A 20,242-nucleotide genomic window follows, 5' to 3' on the forward strand; every position below is an offset into this window, starting at 1 on the left:
TTGGTGAAATGAAAGAAAGCGGACATTTGTTCCGCTTTCTTGCTTTCTGGAATTGGGTTTTTCTGTTTGATATGGTTAAATCAACAGTAGTTTCATTGAAACGAGCGGCTTTGGCCGCTCGAGATGTTTTTATCCCGTTTAATTATTAAGTTGGTTTATGTTCAAGCAGAGCAGTAATAAAGTAGAAACAATCATTAAAACGAGTGAAGAGCCTCAGTCTCCTCGTTTGAGTGGTTCTCAACGTCTCAAAGAGTGCAGTCTGATTCTCGGTGTTCTCTTCTCTATTCTACTTGCCGTTGCGTTATTAACTTTTAGTCCTGCAGACCCATCATGGTCGCAAACGGCGTGGGGTGGTGACATTCAAAATGCAGGTGGCTACCTAGGTGCTTGGTTGGCGGATACGCTTTTCTTCGTATTTGGTTCTTTGGCTTACCCTTTGCCTATCTTAGTGACGGTTGCAGCGTGGGTATTATTCCGCAAACGTAATGAAGACGAGCAGATCGACTTCATGCTGTGGGGCACTCGCTTACTTGGTCTGACTATCCTAATTTTGACTAGTTGTGGTCTAGCGGATATCAACTTTGACGATATCTGGTACTTCTCATCCGGTGGTGTGGTAGGTGACGTTTTAACAAGCCTTGCTCTTCCAACGTTGAATGTTCTTGGTAGTACGCTGGTTCTTCTTTTCTTATGGGGTGCTGGCTTTACTCTATTGACCGGTATTTCTTGGTTAAGCATTGTGGAATGGTTGGGTGAATGTGCCATCAAATTCTTCACGTCTGCTGTTAACAAGGCTCGAGGCCAAGACCAAGAGCTGCTTGAGCCTCAATTAAGAGAATCAGCAGACCGCGATTTAATCGAAGAACGTCATCAGCAGCATCAAGAGCCAACTTACCGCGATGTTCCTGCTATAGAAGACAACAAAGAATCAACAGAGCATGACTCGCTAGATCCTGCGATGAGTTTTTCTGCGACCAATGATTCTTCAGACGTGGCGACAAATACGCGAGACAATGCTGCATCGCCGAAGCGTCATTACAACATTCACATGCCAGTCGATGCTCCTGCGAAACAAGAAGCTCCTGTTCATGAAGAACCTCAGGTTCAGCCTCAAGCGGTAATTGAGTCAGAGCAACCGACCCCTGCAGCACCTGTTTACCAAGCGCCAGAAGAACCGTTAGAAGAAGGTATTGAGCGCTCTAAACAGTTGAATGCAACGATCGAGCAGCTAGAAAATGCGGCCATGTATGAAGATGACCTAGCGGAGCAAGATCAGGTCGACGCGCATGATTCTCAGGTTGCTTACCAACAATACATGCAGAGCGAACAACCAGAAGTTAGCCCTGCTCATGCTGACCTTGAAAGTGCTGAACCAGAATTAGATAGCTCACCACAAGTAAATGGCGAATTTGGTGCTGAAGATGTTCAACCTGAATCTTTATACGCTTCACCTATGGGCGAGCCAGAAGCAACAGTGGAAGACGATTTCTCTGCACAACCTTCACCGTTTGATGTAACGGAAGAGCAAAGCTACCAACAGGGTTCAGATTTTGAGTCTGAGCAGGCTGAAGCTGAGTTAGCTGGCGCAGCATTAACCGAAGAACAGTTTGAACCTTTCTCTTATCAAGAAGAACATTCAGAGCCTGAACAGCCAACAGCACAAAGCCAAGAGCCAGCTGTTGATCTTCCTTGGGAAGAAGTAACGGAAGAAGAATCTGCGCATCAAGATCAAGATGTCGCCGCATTCCAAAGCATTGTCTCTGAAGCACAAGCGAATATGGCAGCGGCGCAGAACCCGTTCTTGGTTCAACAAGATGTTAATTTACCGAAACCTACTGAGCCATTGCCAACGCTTGAATTGTTATTCCACCCTGAAAAGCGTGAAACCTTTATTGACCGTGACGCACTAGAGGCAATTGCTCGCCTTGTGGAATCTAAGCTAGCGGATTACAAGATCAAGGCAGATGTGGTTGATATTTTCCCTGGCCCAGTAATCACTCGATTCGAACTTGATCTGGCTCCGGGCGTGAAAGTAAGCCGTATTTCTGGCCTTTCTATGGACTTAGCGCGTTCGCTCTCTGCATTGGCAGTACGTGTCGTAGAGGTGATTCCGGGTAAACCTTATGTTGGCTTAGAACTGCCGAACATGAGTCGCCAAACGGTATTCTTCTCAGATGTGGTTGCTAGCCCTCAGTTCCAAGAAGCAAAATCGCCAACAACAGTGGTCCTAGGACAAGACATCGCAGGTGAAGCCGTTATTGCTGACCTATCGAAAATGCCTCACGTTCTGGTTGCAGGTACAACCGGTTCTGGTAAGTCGGTAGGTGTGAACGTAATGATTCTGAGTATGCTTTACAAAGCATCACCGGAAGATGTTCGCTTCATCATGATCGACCCGAAAATGCTTGAATTATCGGTTTATGAAGGTATCCCTCATCTATTGTCTGAAGTGGTAACCGACATGAAAGATGCGTCGAACGCCCTTCGTTGGTGTGTTGGCGAGATGGAACGCCGTTACAAGCTGATGTCAGCGTTAGGTGTTCGTAACATTAAAGGTTACAACGATAAGCTTAAAATGGCAGCGGAAGCGGGTCACCCAATTCACGATCCACTGTGGAAGCCGGGCGACAGCATGGACCCTGAAGCACCATTGCTTGAGAAGCTGCCTTACATTGTGGTTATCGTTGATGAGTTTGCCGACCTAATCATGGTGGTCGGTAAGAAGGTTGAAGAACTGATTGCGCGTTTGGCACAAAAAGCACGTGCGGCGGGTGTTCACTTGATCCTAGCGACGCAACGTCCATCAGTGGATGTTATTACGGGCCTTATCAAAGCGAACATTCCAACCCGTGTGGCCTTTACGGTATCAACCAAAACGGATTCACGAACTATCCTTGACCAAGGTGGTGCGGAATCACTATTGGGCATGGGTGATATGCTTTACTTGCCACCGGGTTCTAGCCATACAACTCGTGTTCACGGTGCCTTTGCATCTGATGACGATGTACACGCAGTCGTGAATAACTGGAAAGCGCGTGGTAAGCCAAACTATATTGATGAGATCACCAACGGCGAACAAACTCCAGAAACCTTGCTTCCGGGTGAGAAGATGGAAGGTGATGAAGAGGTCGATCCTCTGTTTGATCAAGTGGTAGAACACGTTGTTCATTCACGTCGTGGTTCAGTTTCAGGCGTACAACGTAGATTCAAGATTGGCTACAACCGTGCTGCACGTATTGTCGAGCAACTTGAAGCTCAAGGCATTGTGAGTGCTCCAGGCCATAACGGCAACCGAGAAGTATTAGCACCAGCGCCACCAAAAGATTAGTTCCGGTAGGAACTCATAACTATTCAGTCGGTCAAATCGAAAATATGACCGACTTATGTTCTAACAGGATTATTGATGAAAAAAGTATTCGCACTTTTATTTATGAGCTTCTCAGTGTTTGCTTCTCCGAAAGAAGAGTTGAGTAGTCGTTTGGCATTAAACGCAGGCTTCAGCGCTGACTTTAAACAAGTCGTGACCAGCCCTGATGGTGATGTTGTTATGGAAGGTGAGGGCACAGTAGAGATTGCACGCCCAAGCTTGTTCCGCTGGGAAACGACTTTCCCTGATGAAAACTTGTTGGTATCTGATGGCCAAAGCTTGTGGTACTACAGCCCGTTCATTGAGCAAGTGAGCATTTACTGGCAAGAGCAAGCGACATCACAAACACCTTTTGTCCTGCTTACTCGTAACCAAGAAAGCGATTGGGATAACTATAACGTGGCGCAAACGGGTAACCAATTTACGCTAACGCCAACCGCTGTCGATTCTAATCAGGGCGACTTCCAGATTAATATCACCGAAAAGGGCATTGTTCAGGGCTTTAATGTGATTGAACAAGACGGTCAAAAAGGTGAGTTTACCTTTAGCAATGTTGACTTAGGTAAACCTGCAGCAGACCGCTTTACTTTTGTGGCACCGGAAGGTGTCGAGGTCGACGACCAAAGAAACTGATCTAAACAAGCAGATCGTTTGGTAGTAAGTCGATAGGTATTGATGCCATCAACGAATCAAGAGATTGCAATTGAGTAATTACAGCTTAGATTTTGCGGGGGACGAAGATTTTCGTCCCCTTGCTGCTCGTATGAGACCGGAAACTGTCGAACAGTACATCGGTCAGCAGCATATATTAGGCCCAGGTAAACCACTTCGCAGAGCATTGGAAGCGGGCCATATCCACTCGATGATTTTGTGGGGGCCTCCGGGCACCGGTAAAACGACGTTAGCCGAAGTAGCAGCAAACTATGCGAATGCTGAAGTGGAACGCGTATCGGCGGTAACTTCGGGCGTAAAAGACATTCGTATTGCGATTGAAAAAGCGCGTGAGAACAAGCAAGCTGGGCGCAGAACCATCCTGTTTGTGGACGAAGTCCATCGCTTTAACAAAAGTCAGCAAGATGCTTTTCTGCCTCATATCGAAGATGGCACCGTGACCTTTATTGGTGCGACGACAGAAAACCCTTCTTTTGAATTGAACAACGCTTTGTTGTCACGTGCGCGTGTCTACAAACTGACGTCCCTGAACACAGATGACATTTCTCTCGTTATTCGCCAAGCGATTGAGGACAAGCAACGCGGGTTAGGTGATGTGCCTGCTGATTTTGCTGATAATGTTTTAGATCGCCTTGCAGAATTGGTTAACGGTGACGCACGTATGTCGCTTAACTACCTTGAACTGCTGTATGACATGGCAGAAGATAACGATAGAGGCGAGAAAGCGATAACCTTGCAGTTGTTGGCTGAAGTGGCTGGTGAGAAAGTCGCACGTTTCGATAACAAGGGCGATATTTGGTACGACCTAATATCTGCGGTTCATAAATCAATTCGTGGCTCAAACCCTGATGCGGCGTTGTATTGGTCGGCGCGAATGATTGCGGCGGGTTGTGACCCTTTGTATATCGTAAGGCGTTTGCTAGCGATTGCTTCTGAAGATATTGGCAACGCTGACCCTCGTGCCATGCAGGTGGCGATGTCGGCTTGGGATTGCTTCACGCGCATTGGCCCTGCTGAAGGGGAGCGTGCGATTGCGCAGGCGGTAGTTTATCTTGCGTGTGCACCAAAGAGTAACGCCGTTTACACCGCGTGGAAACAAGCGTTAACGGATGCTCACAACCTTCCTGAATATGAAGTCCCCCATCATTTGCGAAATGCACCGACAACTTTGATGAAGGACATGGGCTACGGGCAAGAATACCGTTATGCTCATGATGAACCAGGAGCCTACGCGGCGGGTGAAAAGTACCTGCCTCCTGAAATGGGAGAGAAGCAATACTATTTCCCAACAAAACGAGGCTTAGAGACCAAAATTGGCGAGAAGCTAGATTATCTGGCGGATTTGGACGCAAAAAGCCCACAAAAACGCTATGAAAAGTAGTCTTTTTTGGATATCGTTACCTAGTCATAAAATTTCAATTAAATCGTTATAAATTGGTCGAAATAGCACCAGTTTTAGGGGTTTAGCAGTGATTCAGTAGCAAACTACTGAATATTCAAATAACTAAAGCATAGGATTAGCAATGCTGGATTCTAAATTACTTCGAGCTGAGCTGGATGAAACAGCGGCAAAATTAGCACGTCGAGGCTTCACCCTTGATGTAGAGACAATTCGTGAACTTGAAGAAAAACGTAAGTCCCTTCAGATGAAAACTGAAGAGCTACAAGCGTTACGTAACTCTCGATCGAAGTCCATTGGTCAAGCGAAAGCAAAAGGCGACCATGAAGAAGCTGAGCGTATCCTTGCAGAAGTAGGCAACTTAGGCGCAGAACTAGACCAAGCTAAAGTAGCATTGGCTGACCTTCAATCTGAGCTAGAAACGATCACAATGTCTATTCCTAACCTACCTGATGCAGAAGTGCCAGATGGTAAAGACGAAGATGACAACGTAGAAGTTTCTCGTTGGGGTCAACCAAAGACTTACGACTTTGAAGTGAAAGATCACGTAGATCTTGGCGAAATGTCTGGCGGTCTTGATTTTGCTAGCGCAGTTAAAATCTCGGGTTCTCGTTTCATCGTGATGAAAGGCAAATTTGCACGTCTTCACCGTGCTATTGCTCAGTTCATGCTGGACCTTCACACTGATGAGCACGGCTACACAGAAATGTACGTACCGTACCTAGTGAACCACGATAGCCTTTACGGTACTGGTCAACTTCCTAAGTTCGGCGAAGACTTGTTCCACACAAGCCCGCTAACTGAGCAAGTAAGTGACGTACCTCTTAAGACTCTATCGCTTATCCCTACTGCGGAAGTACCGGTAACGAACATGGTTCGTGACACGATTACTGATGAAGCTGAACTGCCACTTAAGATGACAGCTCACACGCCATGTTTCCGTTCTGAAGCGGGTTCTTACGGTCGTGACACTCGTGGTCTTATCCGTATGCACCAATTCGACAAAGTTGAATTAGTACAAATCACTAAGCCAGAAGACTCAATGGCAGCGCTTGAAGAGCTAACAGGTCATGCTGAGAAAGTACTTCAACTTCTAGAGCTTCCTTACCGTAAAGTGATTCTATGTACAGGTGACATGGGCTTCGGTTCTGCGAAAACTTACGACTTAGAAGTATGGGTTCCAGCACAAGAGACTTACCGTGAAATCTCTTCTTGTTCAAACATGTGGGATTTCCAAGCGCGTCGTATGCAAGCTCGTTTCCGTCGTAAAGGCGAGAAAAAACCTGAACTTGTACACACACTAAACGGTTCTGGTCTTGCTGTTGGTCGTACTATGGTTGCTATCCTTGAGAACAACCAAGAAGCTGACGGCCGTATTGCTATCCCAGCAGTACTTCAGCCATACATGGGCGGCGTAACGCACATTGGTTAATGTCAATTTAGGTTAATCAAATTTAGATTGACCTGACTTGCCAGAATATTCAAAAGGCTTTGCTGTAATGGCAAAGCCTTTTTCGTATCTGGAGGTTACCCAAGTAGAAGCTGTATAAAGAGAAGCTACATAAAAGAGAAGCTCGCTTTGGTTGCTTCGTCTGATTGCTTACAAGCTAGCAACGCCTTTCGATAGTAATTTTGATAATTGTTTTGGGTCAGTTCATCAAGCGTATAAAGTTGAGTGACCACGCCATCACACTTCTGAATAATCGTTAAAACCTGTTTCGCGCCCATTGCGTCAGGCCAAATAACAGAGAGCAGTTTGACGATGTTCATGCATACGTTTTTGATCATCGGGCATCGCTTGTGAATCTCTAAATAAGCGACCAGTACCTGTTTATAATCCGATGAAGCCTGCTTAATGCTGACGTTGCTCTGTTTGAGCCATTCCATCTTTTCTGCGTTACGGCGTTTCATCTCACTACACATGGTCATTTGGCTAGAAACAACGGTTTCGTTCGCCGTTTGGATGATCAACATACCACAGCGGCTTTCTGCGACTTTAAACTCATTCTCACAACTCATTCTGTCCAGCAACCAGGTGTGATGATAGATGACCGGGAATGCATTAAAGCTATTTCTGTCGTGCAGTGCGGTCAAAATAGTGACCGCTTTTTGGTACTGCTCTGATTCCATTGCAATGTGTGCTGCGATAAGCGCCAAATCAGTTTGAAGACCTGCTCTTGCGTCTGTAGGGATCTTCGAAATCAGATAGTTTACTTGATCGAGTGTCGCTTTATTGTTGCTCTCACCAGATGCGCAATAGAGCAAAAATCGAATATGGTTGAGCTTCATATAGAGGTTATCTCGAAAGGTATCTCTATTGATCTGCACATAGTTCTGATAGTGAGCTAACGCTGCCTTAGTATCATTCACTGAGAGACACAGGTTTGCGATTGCCAGTTCCCTTTCTGAGTTACCCGGTGTGAGTTCACTTGCCAATTTAAAATGGGCAATCGCAGCAGGAACTTTATTACTGATAAGGTTCACTTGAGCTGCTTGATCTCGATACAAGGTGCTGGTGGGTGCTGAATCAATCAAGCTTTCGATCATTCGTTGTGCTTCATTGAACTGACCCAAATTCGCAAGGCTGTTTGCTAGACCCGCTTGAGCCCAATCAAAACTGCCTTCATCAAGCGCCTTCTCATATACGTTCTTTGCTTCTTCGTAAAGCTTGAGCTTTGACAAAAAGCTTCCGCGAAATTGCTGAATTGTGGCGAAGTATTCTGGGTTAAAGGCGAGTAGCTCTTCGCAGAACTCAAGACCGGCTTTATAGTCATTTTCTCGTTCGGCCTTATAGATTTTTTGTAGCACCAGCTTCTTTTTTAAAGAGCTTACAATACGTTGCTTTAAAGTTTCACGATTGAATGGTTTTAATAAATAGTTATCTGGTCGAAGCTCTAAAATAGGGCGGATCGATAAAGCGGAATTCTCACCGGTAACTAGAATAAATATTCCATCGTCTTTCAATCTATTCGATTGTTTAAGCTCTTCAAACAGCTGCTTGCCATTGATGGTGTTACCAAAGTTGTAGTCACAGATAATCACATCAAACGTCGTCTCGCTTGTTATCGTCATAGCGATGCGAGGGGATTTAGCAATTGAAATCATTCGCTCTGAAAAGCCGATATGAATCAACATATTGCGAATAGTTGATAGCACTATCGCTGAGTCATCAACGATAAGTGCATTTAATTGAGTTAATTTCATGTTTATTTTAAATTATTTACTGACGTGAATTCCGAAAAGCTTGCAGGCTTTGAAGTAATAAAACCTTGATATTTGGTCATGCCAATTGTTTTTAAGTATTCAAGGTCTTGCTGCTGTTCTACACCTTCGACAATACAAGAAAGGCCAAGGTTTTCTGCCAAATTGATGCAAGCTTTCGTTAGAATCTGATTCTTTTTGTTTTCGCTAATGTTGTTTACAAAACTGCGGTCTACTTTGAGCTCAGTAAACGGCAAACTCGATAACTGAGACAAAGACGCATAACCCGTCCCGAAATCATCAACTGACAATCCAACGCCCAACATGCTGAGTTTTGCGATGTTCTTATAACAATGCGCATCCAGTAGGATCGTTTCATGCTCTGTAATTTCTAGTGTCAGCAGTGACGGATCAATTTTGTACTTGTCACATAAGCTTGCGACTTGGTCGGCAATCTCAAGCTTCAACGTTGATTGCTCAATATTGATCGCAAAGTGGATCGGCTTACGCATCGACGAGATATCTTTCAGAGCCAGCTCAAGCACGGTGAAGAAAAGTCGATGCATCAATCCAAGCTGACGCAATGTGTCCATGAAATGGAAAGGTGTGAGCAACCCTAATTCTGGATGCATGATGCGAGCAAGTACCTCAACACCCACCAATGTCGATTGTTCAACGTCATGTTGCGTTTGATAAGCATTGGTGAACCATTCATTTTCAAAGGCTTCAATGGTCTGCTGTTCATCTAACTTAACTTCGGTCGGCAGAATAGACTTACCGGTTTGTATTCGTTTATACGACGACAACAAACGCTGGATATGCGTTTCATCGACCGGCTTCGGTATCGCTTCGACTTCGTTATAGCCAATGAGCTTGCACATGCTTTTGGTTGAATCCAACGCAGCATCAGCCATCGCACTCAGGATGACGACAGTTTGTATTGAACCTTGAGCTTCCGGAGAAGCCAGTAACGACACACCATCAATCTGTGGCAATTGAAGGTCACAGAACGCAATATCAAAGCGATGTTGTTTGCATAGCTCTATCGCATCTTCACCGTTGTAGGCGGTATAAACCTCATCAACGCTGTAGCGTTTAAGTAGGATCCGAATTTGTGTTGCTTGTAACAATGAATCCTCAACGATGAGAATTTTCATAGTAAATCTAACCTGTTTATAACCGCTTGAGCTGAGGCAATCGCTAAATCCAGCTCTTCGATTAACTTGTGACAATACATAGGGTCTTCCGCATTTTTCTCACAATCCTTTGCTGCACGATTGAGAGAATCTAAGCTGAGCAGACTTGCCGAACCTTTGATTCTGTGTGCTATCGCTTTAATGTTTGGATTAGGCTCTAGCAACATCGCTTTGTCTGAGCTGAATGAATCCAAAATAACGGTCGCCATTTGAAGCTGTTCTTCTGGGCTATAATTCTGTGCCCAAGATTGGTCTGCTTGGATTGTTTCTACCGCTTGTTGGGGCAGTAATTCTTCAATCGCACATGCGAGCTCTTCAAACGAGTAAGGCTTATAGATCACTTGATCCATACCCACACGTTCAGCCTTCTCAATAACCAGCTTCGAGTCTTCGGCTGTACAGCCAATAATTGGCAAGTGTTTGAGCTTGTCGAGTGAACGAATCTTCTCAGTCAATTGATAGCCATCCATGTTCGGCATATGGCAATCGGTGATGATGATATCGACCAGTGTTTCGCTGCTTTCTAATTCTTCCATCGCTTCTTGGCCATCTTTTACGATGACAGTCTTTAACCCAAAGCGCTTAAGCTGTTTTGCAAACAACAAGCGGTTGATTGGGTCGTCATCGGCGATAAGCACGGTTCCGGTAAAGTGGTACTCTGACGCCGGAGCATGAGTCACGCTTTTGCCTTGAGCTGTGATATCGCTCAGCAGTAGGTCTGGATACAGGTTCTGCCACTGTGTGGAGCGCTCAATAACCTGACTGTAATCATTCATTTGATTATCGACTTTCCAAGCTTTAAACCATGCCAAGATCTCTCTGTCTTCAGAGTGCATCGGTGTAACCACTTTAAGTGGTGTCGTTGTCCCTTTAATTGGTAAAGTCACAGAAACCTTGGTGCCAAGCCCCAACTTACTTTCAATCTTGAGCTCACCGTCCATCATGTTGACTAAGCGTTGAACCACGGTAATCCCTAGTCCTGTGCCGCCGTAACGTCGACTAATACTGCGGTCGCCTTGTGCGAAAGGTTGAAACGCACGCGCTATTTGTTGGTCAGACATACCGCAGCCTGTATCTGTAATAGAAAGCTGCAGTTGTTCGCTCGATGTTTTTACCGTAACCAACACAAAGCCGTTCTCGGTGAACTTAATCGCATTGTTCAATAGGTTATTAAGGATCTGAGTGACTCTCAGCCAATCCAAGCTTGCTTTGGATATCGAGTCGACTTTCCAATCTAATTTAAAGTTAAGATTGTTGAGTCGAGCATTGCTTTCAAATGTCCTAAATATTGGGCATAACTCGTCGTAGATATTGCTTGTCTTCGACTCTAAATGAAGCTGATTAGCCTCCATTTTGGAGATGTCGAGAATGTCACTGACCAGCAATTTCAAACGTTCAGCTGACAACTGAGCATTGCTAAGAAGCTCCATGTCATCTTTGTTTTCTATCTTTGTACTGAGCAGCTCCATCAGGCCAATCATGGCCGCGATAGGCGTGCGTAATTCATGGCTGACGATGGCTAAAAATAGATCTCGAGCTTTGATCGCTTCTTGAGCTTTCTTGTTAGATATCTCAAGTTCACGCTGTTGTTTTTCCCACTTTGTTAAGTCATCGAGCACGGTGATCACGTAAGGGTCGGCTTCAGCTCCATTGGCTAGAGATTGGCGTATCACGCGGAAGTGCTGTTCACCACTGCTGCAATCACATTTGATGGTGCTCCACACGCCTAATTGGTTGCCTTTATGTTCATCATTATCCCTAAGCCAGCAAAATGGAGAGTTTGCTTCATCTTTGTAAGTAAAACATGTCGCCATCTGTTTATCGAAGGCGCTATTGGATAGTATCAATTGACCATTCTTGTCGTGGATCGCTATCAGACTTGGTAAGTTGTTCAACAAAGTTGTGAGCCATTGGATTTGATCGTAACTGCGCTGCTGCGATTGTTGAGCACGTGATAGTGACAGAGAAAGGCGACGTGTTTTGACTAAGCCAAATGTGATTAACGCAAAGATCACGCCAGCAACTGCTAGCGTATAAGCGACAATCCGTTCTTCGCTGTATCCATATTGCGCAATGATGTTGTGGTGCTTTAAGGTCAGCAGATCAATTTCATTTTGAGTGGTGAGTGAAATTGCAGAGTCGATGACGCATTTTAAGAACGAAGCATTTGGGGTGAAGATCACCCCCATCTGACGCTCTAGATACACGTCTTTCGTTTGTGGGACTATATTAAATAGCGCATCGTAACCATTAAAGATGTACAGGTTGGCGATACTCTCTGGGATATAAGCATAGGCGAGATCGCCGTTACTCATATCTTTGATGATCGAGTCCATATTTTTATAAATAATCGCATCGGCCAAGTGACCTTCTAAGCTCGATTTTGGTACGAAATAGCCTGTCCTATCTAGTATTGCGGTGCGATCATGGGCAGAGTCATGATTAGTTTTGATCAGTGCCCACTGGAACGTCATAAAGGGTTCACTAGCAATGAACAGAGACGCATCAACACTCTTTACATCAAAGCCAGGTAGAAACTCCACCTCACCGTTTTTGAGCATTTCAATAATGTCTTTCCCTGCTGGTGGTACATATTCAAATTTAAGCCCGAGCTTACGTGAAATAAGCTTTATCGCATCGTGAATGAAGCCAACCGTCTCCTGCGTTGTAGGGTCGAAATATGAGTATGGATAGATCTCTTCTGTCACTGTGAAGCGAATTGGTCGTTTCCCATATTGGCTTTGGATAACCTGATGCACTAGCTCATCGTAGAAGTGATAGAAGTAGTTTGAAGCCAGTTTATTTATATCGTTCTCTTTTGCGATTAAGAACTTATCAACAACGCTGTGTAGCAAGCTGTCATTTTTGTTCATCATCAGCTGAATCGGGAATTTAGGGAGGTCTTGGTCAAAAGCGAGTGCACCTTGCCATTCACCCGGAGTCATGACGGAGTAGTAACTTTGAATTGAGGTAAGATCAAGGATCGTTGCATCTGCAAAGCCATTTGCTATAGCTGGCAACAGTTCAGCGCTACTGCTGACAAACATTGGGTCCGTTATACCTATGTTATTGAGTAACTCGCAAAACAGCGAGCCTTTAATGCATACCCACTTTAATTGATGGTGTGGGGTATTCTTGGCCACATCATCTCTGTACCAATAAACATTTTGAACCTCGTATAATCGCTCTGAAAATTCAAACTGTTCTGCTCTTATTCCGGTTTCCGCAAAACCAATGGCTAGGTCTGCCTCACCGGTAGCGATAGCTGAAAATAATGCTCTTGAAGAAAAGTATTCTCTTATTTCAATCTCGACATCAAGGTATTGCTCAAGTAATTCTTGGATGTTGTCACGAGTATTTTGCTTACGAGATGCAACGAGATCTTCCCAGACGTAATTGAACCGGTACATGGGTTTAGCGAGTACGAGTTTTTGTCGGCTTTGGAGATAACTCTGTTGAGCTGGGCTGAGCTTAACTTCTTCCGCGATACTTGAAAAAGAAAGTGAGGTTAGAATAATTAATAGGAGGAGCAGGGTCTTCATAAAATTAGCGAGCGATAAAAAGTCTCGCATTCTATGACGACATTTTATTCAGCTGCTAATACAATTTTTGAATTAATTTTTATCGACAGGATAAATAAAAAATTGGGACATTATATCTAATAAGTCCTTCTTTTTAATTGGCTTTAATTCAAATCATTCAGCCCGAAATTACGGGCTGAATTAGATCAATATAAAATCGTTATTTGAAACAGCTTGGGTCTTTTAGTGCCGCATCAATGGCATTGACCAGTTGCTCGATATGCTCAGGTTCGCTGATAAATGGAGGCATCATATAAATTAGCTTACCAAACGGACGGATCCAAACACCTTGTTCAACAAAGTGAGCTTGAATGGTTTCCATATCGACGGGTGTGTGAGTTTCAACGACGCCAATCGCGCCCAACCAACGAACGTCTTTAACAAGATCATGCCCTCGCAACGGTGGTAACAACTCAGAAAAGAGCTGTTCAATCTGTTGAGTCTGATTTTTCCAATGGCCTTGCTCGATGATGGATAAACTTGCCGCACCGACTGCGCAAGCCAATGGGTTGCCCATAAAGGTTGGCCCATGCATAAAGCAGCCTGCTTCACCGCCACATACCGTGTCAGCAACTTCCTTACTCGCAAGCGTCGCTGACAATGTCATATAGCCACCAGTTAAAGCTTTGCCTACGCATAATATGTCCGGTTGAACATCGGCATGCTCACAAGCGAACAGTTTCCCTGTGCGGCCAAATCCGGTCGCAATCTCATCCAAGATCAGCAATACGTTGAATTCATCACACAGCAAGCGAACTTGTTTTAGGAACTCAGGGTGGTAGATACGCATACCGCCAGCCCCTTGAACGATTGGCTCTAAGATCACCGCTGCGACTTCTTGATGGTGTGCTGCCAGCTTTTCTCGAAAACTATCGATGTCACTTGAGTTCCACTCATCCCAAAAGCCTGTTTTTGGCGAATCAGCGAAAATATGTTCCGGTAAAAAGCCTTTGTAGAGGCTGTGCATCGAGTTGTCAGGGTCGGTCACTGACATCGCCGCAAAGGTATCACCGTGGTAGCCATCTCTTAGTGTGAGGAACTTTGAACGAGGTTGTCCTTTAGCGTGCCAATATTGTAGTGCCATCTTGAGGCTAACCTCTACGGCTACTGAACCTGAATCGGCCAAAAATACATGCTCAAGATTACTTGGTGCGAGATTCAAAAGCTTCTTACATAGATCGATAGCGGGTTGGTGGGTGATGCCACCAAACATAACGTGTGAAACCTTATCGATTTGGCTGTGAGCTGCAGCATTTAGCTCAGGGTGATTGTAGCCGTGGATGGTTGACCACCAAGATGACATACCATCAATAATTCGTTTTCCGCCTTCTAATTCTAGGTAAACACCGTCTGCGTTGGTGACTGGATAGCAGGTCAGAGGTGTTAACGTTGATGTGTAGGGATGCCAGATATGCTGGCGATCAAAGGCGAGATCCATAGTAACTTCCATTCTTGGTGTGATTAAAAAACAATCAGATGTAAACTTTTGATATTATCAATGTGTTGACAGTCTAAAGCTTGTCGGTAGACTAGCCAAGCATAAATGCAATCTCTATTGATAGAGATGAAACATCAAATAATAAAAAAGGATCGACACGTGGAAGTTCGTCATGACTGGACAGTCGCTGAAGTAACAGCGCTGCTTGAAAAACCGTTTATGGATTTAATGTTTGAAGCTCAAGTGGTTCATAGACAGTACCAAGAGCACAACCACGTGCAGGTGAGTACGCTTCTATCGATTAAGACCGGTGCTTGTCCTGAAGACTGTAAGTACTGCCCTCAAAGTGCTCACTACCGAACGGATGTCGACAAAGAACGCCTAATGGAAGTAGAGCGTGTTTTGGATGCGGCGCAAAAAGCCAAAAACGCAGGCTCGACTCGTTTCTGTATGGGCGCGGCATGGAAAAACCCGAAAGAACGCGATATGCCTCACCTGACTGATATGATCAAAGGTGTGAAAGGTATGGGTCTAGAAACTTGTATGACACTAGGCATGTTAACCCCCGATCAAGCTGGCGAGCTAGCGGATGCAGGTTTGGATTACTACAACCATAACCTTGATACGTCTCCTGAGTTTTACGGCAGCATCATCACTACTCGTACTTACCAAGATCGTTTAGATACGTTATCTCACGTACGTGATGCCGGTATGAAGATCTGCTCTGGTGGCATTATTGGTATGGGCGAAAGTACCAATGACCGTGCAGGCCTGCTGGTAGAGCTAGCGAACCTTCCTGTACACCCTGAGAGTGTGCCAATCAATATGCTCGTAAAAGTGAAAGGCACACCGATGGAAAACGTCGATGATGTTGAATCTTTTGACTTCATTAAGTTGATTGCGATTGCTCGTATCATGATGCCAATGTCTGCGGTTCGTCTATCTGCAGGTCGCGAGAATATGAACGAACAGATGCAGGCGATGTGCTTCATGGCTGGCGCGAACTCTATCTTCTACGGCTGTAAGCTACTGACTACGCCAAACCCAGATGAAGACACGGACATGCAGCTGTTTAAGAAGTTAGGTATCAACAGCCAACAAGTGGCTCAGAAACCTGATGAAATTCAAGAAAACGAACTGTTAGATCAAGTGGTGGAGCGCGTTGCTGCTCGTCCAACGAAAGATGACATGTTCTACGATGCCACTGTTTAAATCTCGTATCAAAGATGCCCTTGTTCAACGCCGTGAGCAGGGGCTAACTCGTCAACTTAAAGTGCTCGAAAACAGTAATGGTCCTTTGCTTAATTGCGAAGGTTCTCGCTTTATTAATTTTTCGAGTAATGATTACCTAGGCTTGGCGAACGACCCTGAATTGGTAGAGGCGTGGCAAGCGGGGCTTTCTCAGTATGGTGCTGGCAGTGCGGCATCGCCATTGGTCACGGGTTTTAGTCCTGCTCATCGAAATTTAGAAGCTCAACTCTGTGAATGGTTGGGTTTTGAACGTGCCATTCTCTTTAGTTCTGGTTTCAGCGCCAACCAAGCCTTGTTGTTTTCTCTGCTCGAAAAAGACGACTCTCTGCTGCAAGACAAGCTTAATCACGCCTCTTTGATGGAAGCGGGGATGCTTTGTCCTGCAACCATGAAACGCTTTAAGCACAACGATACGCAACATTTAGAGTCGCTATTGAGCCGCTCTCCGCAATCGTTAGTCGTGACTGAAGGTGTGTTTAGCATGGATGGCGACCAAGCTCCTCTCGAGCGTATCTCTAGCCTGACAAATCAATACGACAGTTGGTTGGCGGTTGATGATGCCCACGGTATTGGCGTGTTAGGTGATAAAGGGGCAGGGAGTTGCAGTGCGGCACAAATCTCACCCGATATTCTAGTCGTCACTTTTGGTAAAGCATTTGGCCTGTCTGGCGCTGCAGTTTTGTGTTCGTCAGAAGTCGGTGACTATCTAACTCAGTTTGCTCGTCATCATGTTTATTCTACGGCAATGCCACCCTCACAAGCGGTAGCTTTGTCTCATGCCTGTAAGATGATTCAAACTCAAGAATGGCGCCGAGAAAAGCTGACTGAGTTAGGGTCTCTCTATGCAGAGCAGATGAGCGGCTTGAAAGGCTTTGTGGATACTCAGACTCCGATTAAGCCATTTGTGATAGGTGAAGCTCAGGCGGCATTATCTATCGCTGAAGAGTTAAAGAAAAACCAAGTTTGGGTGACCGCAATAAGGCCGCCAACCGTTCCTGCTGGAACTGCTCGATTACGAATCACGTTAACAGCTAACCATAGCCAAAAACAGATTCTCCAGTTAACCAGGTCGTTGCATCAAGCCATTGAACGAAACATCGGCTCAGGCATTAAATCGCCTACCCATCCAAGCTTTGAATCAAATAAAGAGGCTCAGTAAATGTCACAAGAAGCGGTAGTGCATAATTACGTTGGCCAAGATAAGAGTGCGATTGCCGAAGCCTTTGGCAAAGCAGCAACAACCTATGACAAACACGCTGAATTTCAACGCGATGTTGGCCACCGACTGCTGGATAAATTGCCCAGCGATCTGTCAGGCTTTAAGGTGCTGGATCTAGGTTGTGGTACTGGCTATTTCTCAGAGCAACTTGTAAAACGAGGCGCCGAAGTGGTTTGCGCTGATCTTTCTGTTGGAATGTTAGCAGCAGCAGAGAAGCGTTGTGGTGCATCTGTCTCTTTATATCAACAAGCCGATGCCGAACAATTACCATTTGAAGATGGGTGTTTTGACATCGTTTTCTCTAGCCTTGCGTTGCAATGGTGTGACGACCTGTCGTCGCCTTTGAGAGAGGTGAAGCGAGTTACAGCGGTTGGTGGGCGTGTTATTTTCTCAACTTTGCTTGATGGGTCACTGTTTGAGTTGAAAAAGTCATGGTCCAAAATTGACGCACATCAACACGTTAACCATTTTATTACAATCAATCAGGTAAAAATTGCGTTAGCGCAATCTAGCTGTACGGTTCATCAACTAGACTTGCCCACCATCACCGTTTGGTACGACACTGCGTTTGAACTGATGCGCGACCTTAAAGGCATCGGCGCTAATCACGTAAGTGGTCGCTCACAGGGTTTAACAAGTCGTAGCATGTTGCAGCTTGTTGAACGGGAATATCGAGAGTTTAAAAACCATCAAGGTTTCTTGCCAGCAACATATCAAGTTTGTTTAGGGGTTATTCAATTATGATTGATGCATTATTTATTGCAGGTACGGATACCGAAGTGGGAAAAACTGTGGTTTCAAAAGCGATTCTTCAAGCTTTGGCCGCACAAGATTTATCGACAATTGGTTATAAGCCAGTTGCTGCAGGGTGTGAGAAATACCCTGAAGGTTTACGTAATAGCGATGCTCTGCATCTTCAAGAAGCGGCGACGCAAGATATTGCTTACGAAGACGTAAACCCGTATGCACTATTGTTACCGTCATCGCCTCACATCGCTGCAAAGCATGACGGCGTGGTGATTGATGAAGCCGTATTATCTGCAAAGCTGGAAGAGCATAAGCAAAACTCTGACATCGTGCTAGTTGAAGGTGCTGGTGGTTGGCGTGTACCGGTTTCAGATGATGAATATCTGTCTAGCTGGGTTAAAAAAGAGCAGCTGCCAGTAGTACTGACTGTGGGCATTAAACTTGGTTGTTTGAGCCACGCTCTATTAACGGCAGAAGCGATTCGTGCTGATGGTCTAAACCTAGTAGGTTGGGTCGCAAATCGTATCAATCCAGGTACTGAGCACTACGCAGATATTATTGCGATGCTTGAAGATAAGCTAGGTGCGCCAAAGTTAGGTGAAATCCCTTACGTACCGAAAGCGAAGTCTAAGAACATTGGTAAGTACATTGATGTGCAGCCTTTGCTTGCGCTTTAATTACTACGTTATGTACTAAATAAGAAAAGGGCTGCGATTGCAGCCCTTTTGCTATTTTAAGCCTTTAGACCTCGAGTTGATAAACAACCGGTCTTTTAACAAACAAGCTTGGATTTAATGTTCTTTCGTCAGTCCCATTAAAGCTTGCTGAGTTTCTGTGATTTTTGTCTGTGCCGTTTGCGGTGTTAGGATTCCAATCTGCTTTTTCGCTTCTTCTTCAGTAATCCCTAGGTGACAGCACAGTAAATCGATAGCCATTTGAGTGTTAGTACCTTCAACCATGATCCTTCCCTTTTTGTACATGGACTAGCCAATAAATCATCTGAAGTCACTGTAAACGGATTGTTATATCGACACCATACGACTTAGGTCTAATAGAGTGGATTTAATTCGGACATGGTCTCGTAATCAAATGTTGCAATTTAATGCTTAACCTTGTTTTCTTAATCTAAGACTATATGTATAAGTAAGTATAAATCTTCAAGGTTGGAATCTATTGCTGTCTGCCTTGTCTATAACAATAAGTTTTATAAAAACAGCTTTCATGCGGAGATAAGTAATGAAGCGAGTAATGTTGTTCCTTGCAACCAACCTAGCGGTTGTATTGGTACTAAGTGTTGTTCTTAATATTGTATACGCAGTTACAGGTATGCAACCCGGTAGCCTCTCAGGCTTATTGGTGATGGCTGCGGTATTTGGTTTTGGCGGCTCATTCATTTCATTAATGATGTCGAAGAAAATGGCGCTACGCTCTGTAGGCGGCATGGTCATTGAAAGCCCACGTAACGAAACAGAACATTGGTTGATGGAGACGGTAAGCCGTCAAGCTCAACAAGTTGGTATTGGTATGCCAACAGTGGCGATCTACGATTCGCCAGACATCAACGCATTTGCAACGGGCGCTAAGCGTGATGATTCATTGGTCGCAGTATCAACGGGTCTTCTGCACAGTATGACGCGTGACGAAGCTGAAGCGGTATTAGCTCACGAAGTTAGCCACATCGCGAACGGTGACATGGTGACCATGACTCTAATGCAAGGTGTTGTGAACACGTTCGTTATCTTCCTATCTCGTTTCATCGCCAACATTGTTGCGTCGAATGACAACGAAGAAGAGGGTGGCAGCAACATGATGGTGTACTTCGGTGTGTCTATGGTGCTGGAACTGGTATTTGGTTTCCTAGCGAGCTTCATTACGATGTGGTACAGCCGTCATCGTGAGTTCCATGCTGATGCAGGTGCAGCGCACTTGGTAGGTAAAGAGAAGATGATTGCAGCGCTAGAGCGTCTAAAAGTGAGCCATGAGCCACAATTAGAAGGTTCTATGATGGCATTTGGTATCAATGGTAAGAAGTCTCTAACTGAGCTTCTAATGAGCCACCCGCCGCTAGATAAGCGTATTGCTTCTCTACGTAACATGTAATTTCTAATACAAGCTGTTGTCGTTAAGCGGCAGTATCTATGCTAAAGGCTTCCTTCGGGAGGCCTTTTTTG

14 protein-coding genes are annotated in these 20,242 nt (G+C 44.9%); 9 read left to right on the plus strand and 5 right to left on the minus strand.

The features are described from left to right. Window positions 1-157: 157 nt before the first annotated feature. The 4 genes from MSG34_RS11695 to serS all read left to right on the plus strand — a co-directional run bounded on the left by MSG34_RS11695 (window position 158) and on the right by serS (window position 6,870). The gene (locus MSG34_RS11695) at window positions 158-3,328 is read left to right on the plus strand and encodes a DNA translocase FtsK 4TM domain-containing protein (protein ID WP_248337513.1); all 3,171 of its coding nucleotides are present in this window, start codon (window positions 158-160) and stop codon (window positions 3,326-3,328) included. Window positions 3,329-3,403: 75 nt separating this feature from the next. Continuing rightward, window positions 3,404-4,000: an outer membrane lipoprotein chaperone LolA gene (gene lolA, locus MSG34_RS11700; protein ID WP_017060248.1), complete on the plus strand. Its 597-nt coding sequence runs from the start codon at window positions 3,404-3,406 to the stop codon at window positions 3,998-4,000. Window positions 4,001-4,064: 64 nt separating this feature from the next. Then, on the plus strand, window positions 4,065-5,420 hold the full coding sequence (locus MSG34_RS11705) for a replication-associated recombination protein A (protein WP_231625735.1): 1,356 nt from the start codon (window positions 4,065-4,067) through the stop codon (window positions 5,418-5,420). A 142-nt stretch (window positions 5,421-5,562) separates the two neighbouring features. Further along, window positions 5,563-6,870: a serine--tRNA ligase gene (gene serS, locus MSG34_RS11710; RefSeq protein WP_010439959.1), complete on the plus strand. Its 1,308-nt coding sequence runs from the start codon at window positions 5,563-5,565 to the stop codon at window positions 6,868-6,870. Window positions 6,871-6,995: 125 nt separating this feature from the next. On the opposite strand, the gene MSG34_RS11715 is transcribed toward serS, so the two are convergent. The 4 genes from MSG34_RS11715 to bioA all read right to left on the minus strand — a co-directional run bounded on the left by MSG34_RS11715 (window position 6,996) and on the right by bioA (window position 14,854). Next, the gene (locus MSG34_RS11715; protein ID WP_248337515.1) at window positions 6,996-8,642 is read right to left on the minus strand and encodes a response regulator; all 1,647 of its coding nucleotides are present in this window, start codon (window positions 8,640-8,642) and stop codon (window positions 6,996-6,998) included. Between the two features lie 2 nt (window positions 8,643-8,644). After that, a complete protein-coding gene (locus MSG34_RS11720) occupies window positions 8,645-9,796 on the minus strand; it encodes an EAL domain-containing protein (RefSeq protein ID WP_248337517.1) in 1,152 nt (383 codons plus the stop codon). Continuing rightward, the gene (locus tag MSG34_RS11725; RefSeq protein ID WP_248337519.1) at window positions 9,793-13,245 is read right to left on the minus strand and encodes an ATP-binding protein; all 3,453 of its coding nucleotides are present in this window, start codon (window positions 13,243-13,245) and stop codon (window positions 9,793-9,795) included. Before MSG34_RS11725 ends, MSG34_RS11720 begins: the two co-directional genes overlap by 4 nt. A gap of 331 nt (window positions 13,246-13,576) precedes the next feature. Further along, complete coding sequence (gene bioA, locus MSG34_RS11730; protein ID WP_248337521.1) at window positions 13,577-14,854, minus strand: adenosylmethionine--8-amino-7-oxononanoate transaminase; 1,278 nt, start codon at window positions 14,852-14,854, stop codon at window positions 13,577-13,579. A 159-nt stretch (window positions 14,855-15,013) separates the two neighbouring features. Between bioA and bioB the strand changes: the two genes are divergently transcribed. From bioB to bioD, 4 genes are read left to right on the plus strand one after another with little or no spacing between them, the layout of a single operon-like run. Continuing rightward, the gene (gene bioB / locus MSG34_RS11735; protein WP_016792500.1) at window positions 15,014-16,066 is read left to right on the plus strand and encodes a biotin synthase BioB; all 1,053 of its coding nucleotides are present in this window, start codon (window positions 15,014-15,016) and stop codon (window positions 16,064-16,066) included. Further along, window positions 16,053-17,264, plus strand: coding sequence for an 8-amino-7-oxononanoate synthase (bioF, locus tag MSG34_RS11740; RefSeq protein WP_248338163.1), 1,212 nt, complete (start codon window positions 16,053-16,055; stop codon window positions 17,262-17,264). The genes bioB and bioF overlap by 14 nt, the downstream gene beginning before the upstream one ends. Further along, window positions 17,265-18,068 (plus strand): malonyl-ACP O-methyltransferase BioC, encoded by an 804-nt coding sequence (bioC, locus tag MSG34_RS11745; RefSeq protein WP_248337523.1) that lies wholly within the window; start codon window positions 17,265-17,267, stop codon window positions 18,066-18,068. Then, window positions 18,065-18,748, plus strand: coding sequence for a dethiobiotin synthase (gene bioD, locus MSG34_RS11750; protein WP_048617718.1), 684 nt, complete (start codon window positions 18,065-18,067; stop codon window positions 18,746-18,748). The genes bioC and bioD overlap by 4 nt, the downstream gene beginning before the upstream one ends. A gap of 114 nt (window positions 18,749-18,862) precedes the next feature. On the opposite strand, the gene MSG34_RS11755 is transcribed toward bioD, so the two are convergent. Beyond that, window positions 18,863-19,030, minus strand: coding sequence for a hypothetical protein (locus tag MSG34_RS11755; protein WP_017078977.1), 168 nt, complete (start codon window positions 19,028-19,030; stop codon window positions 18,863-18,865). Between the two features lie 277 nt (window positions 19,031-19,307). On the opposite strand from MSG34_RS11755, the gene htpX reads away from it, so the two are divergent. After that, window positions 19,308-20,171, plus strand: a complete 864-nt coding sequence (gene htpX, locus MSG34_RS11760) for a protease HtpX (protein ID WP_048609388.1) — start codon at window positions 19,308-19,310, stop codon at window positions 20,169-20,171. The last annotated feature ends 71 nt before the right edge of the window (window positions 20,172-20,242 follow it).

The organism is Vibrio sp. 1CM2L (assembly GCF_023161695.1).
Classification (GTDB): domain Bacteria; phylum Pseudomonadota; class Gammaproteobacteria; order Enterobacterales; family Vibrionaceae; genus Vibrio; species Vibrio coralliirubri.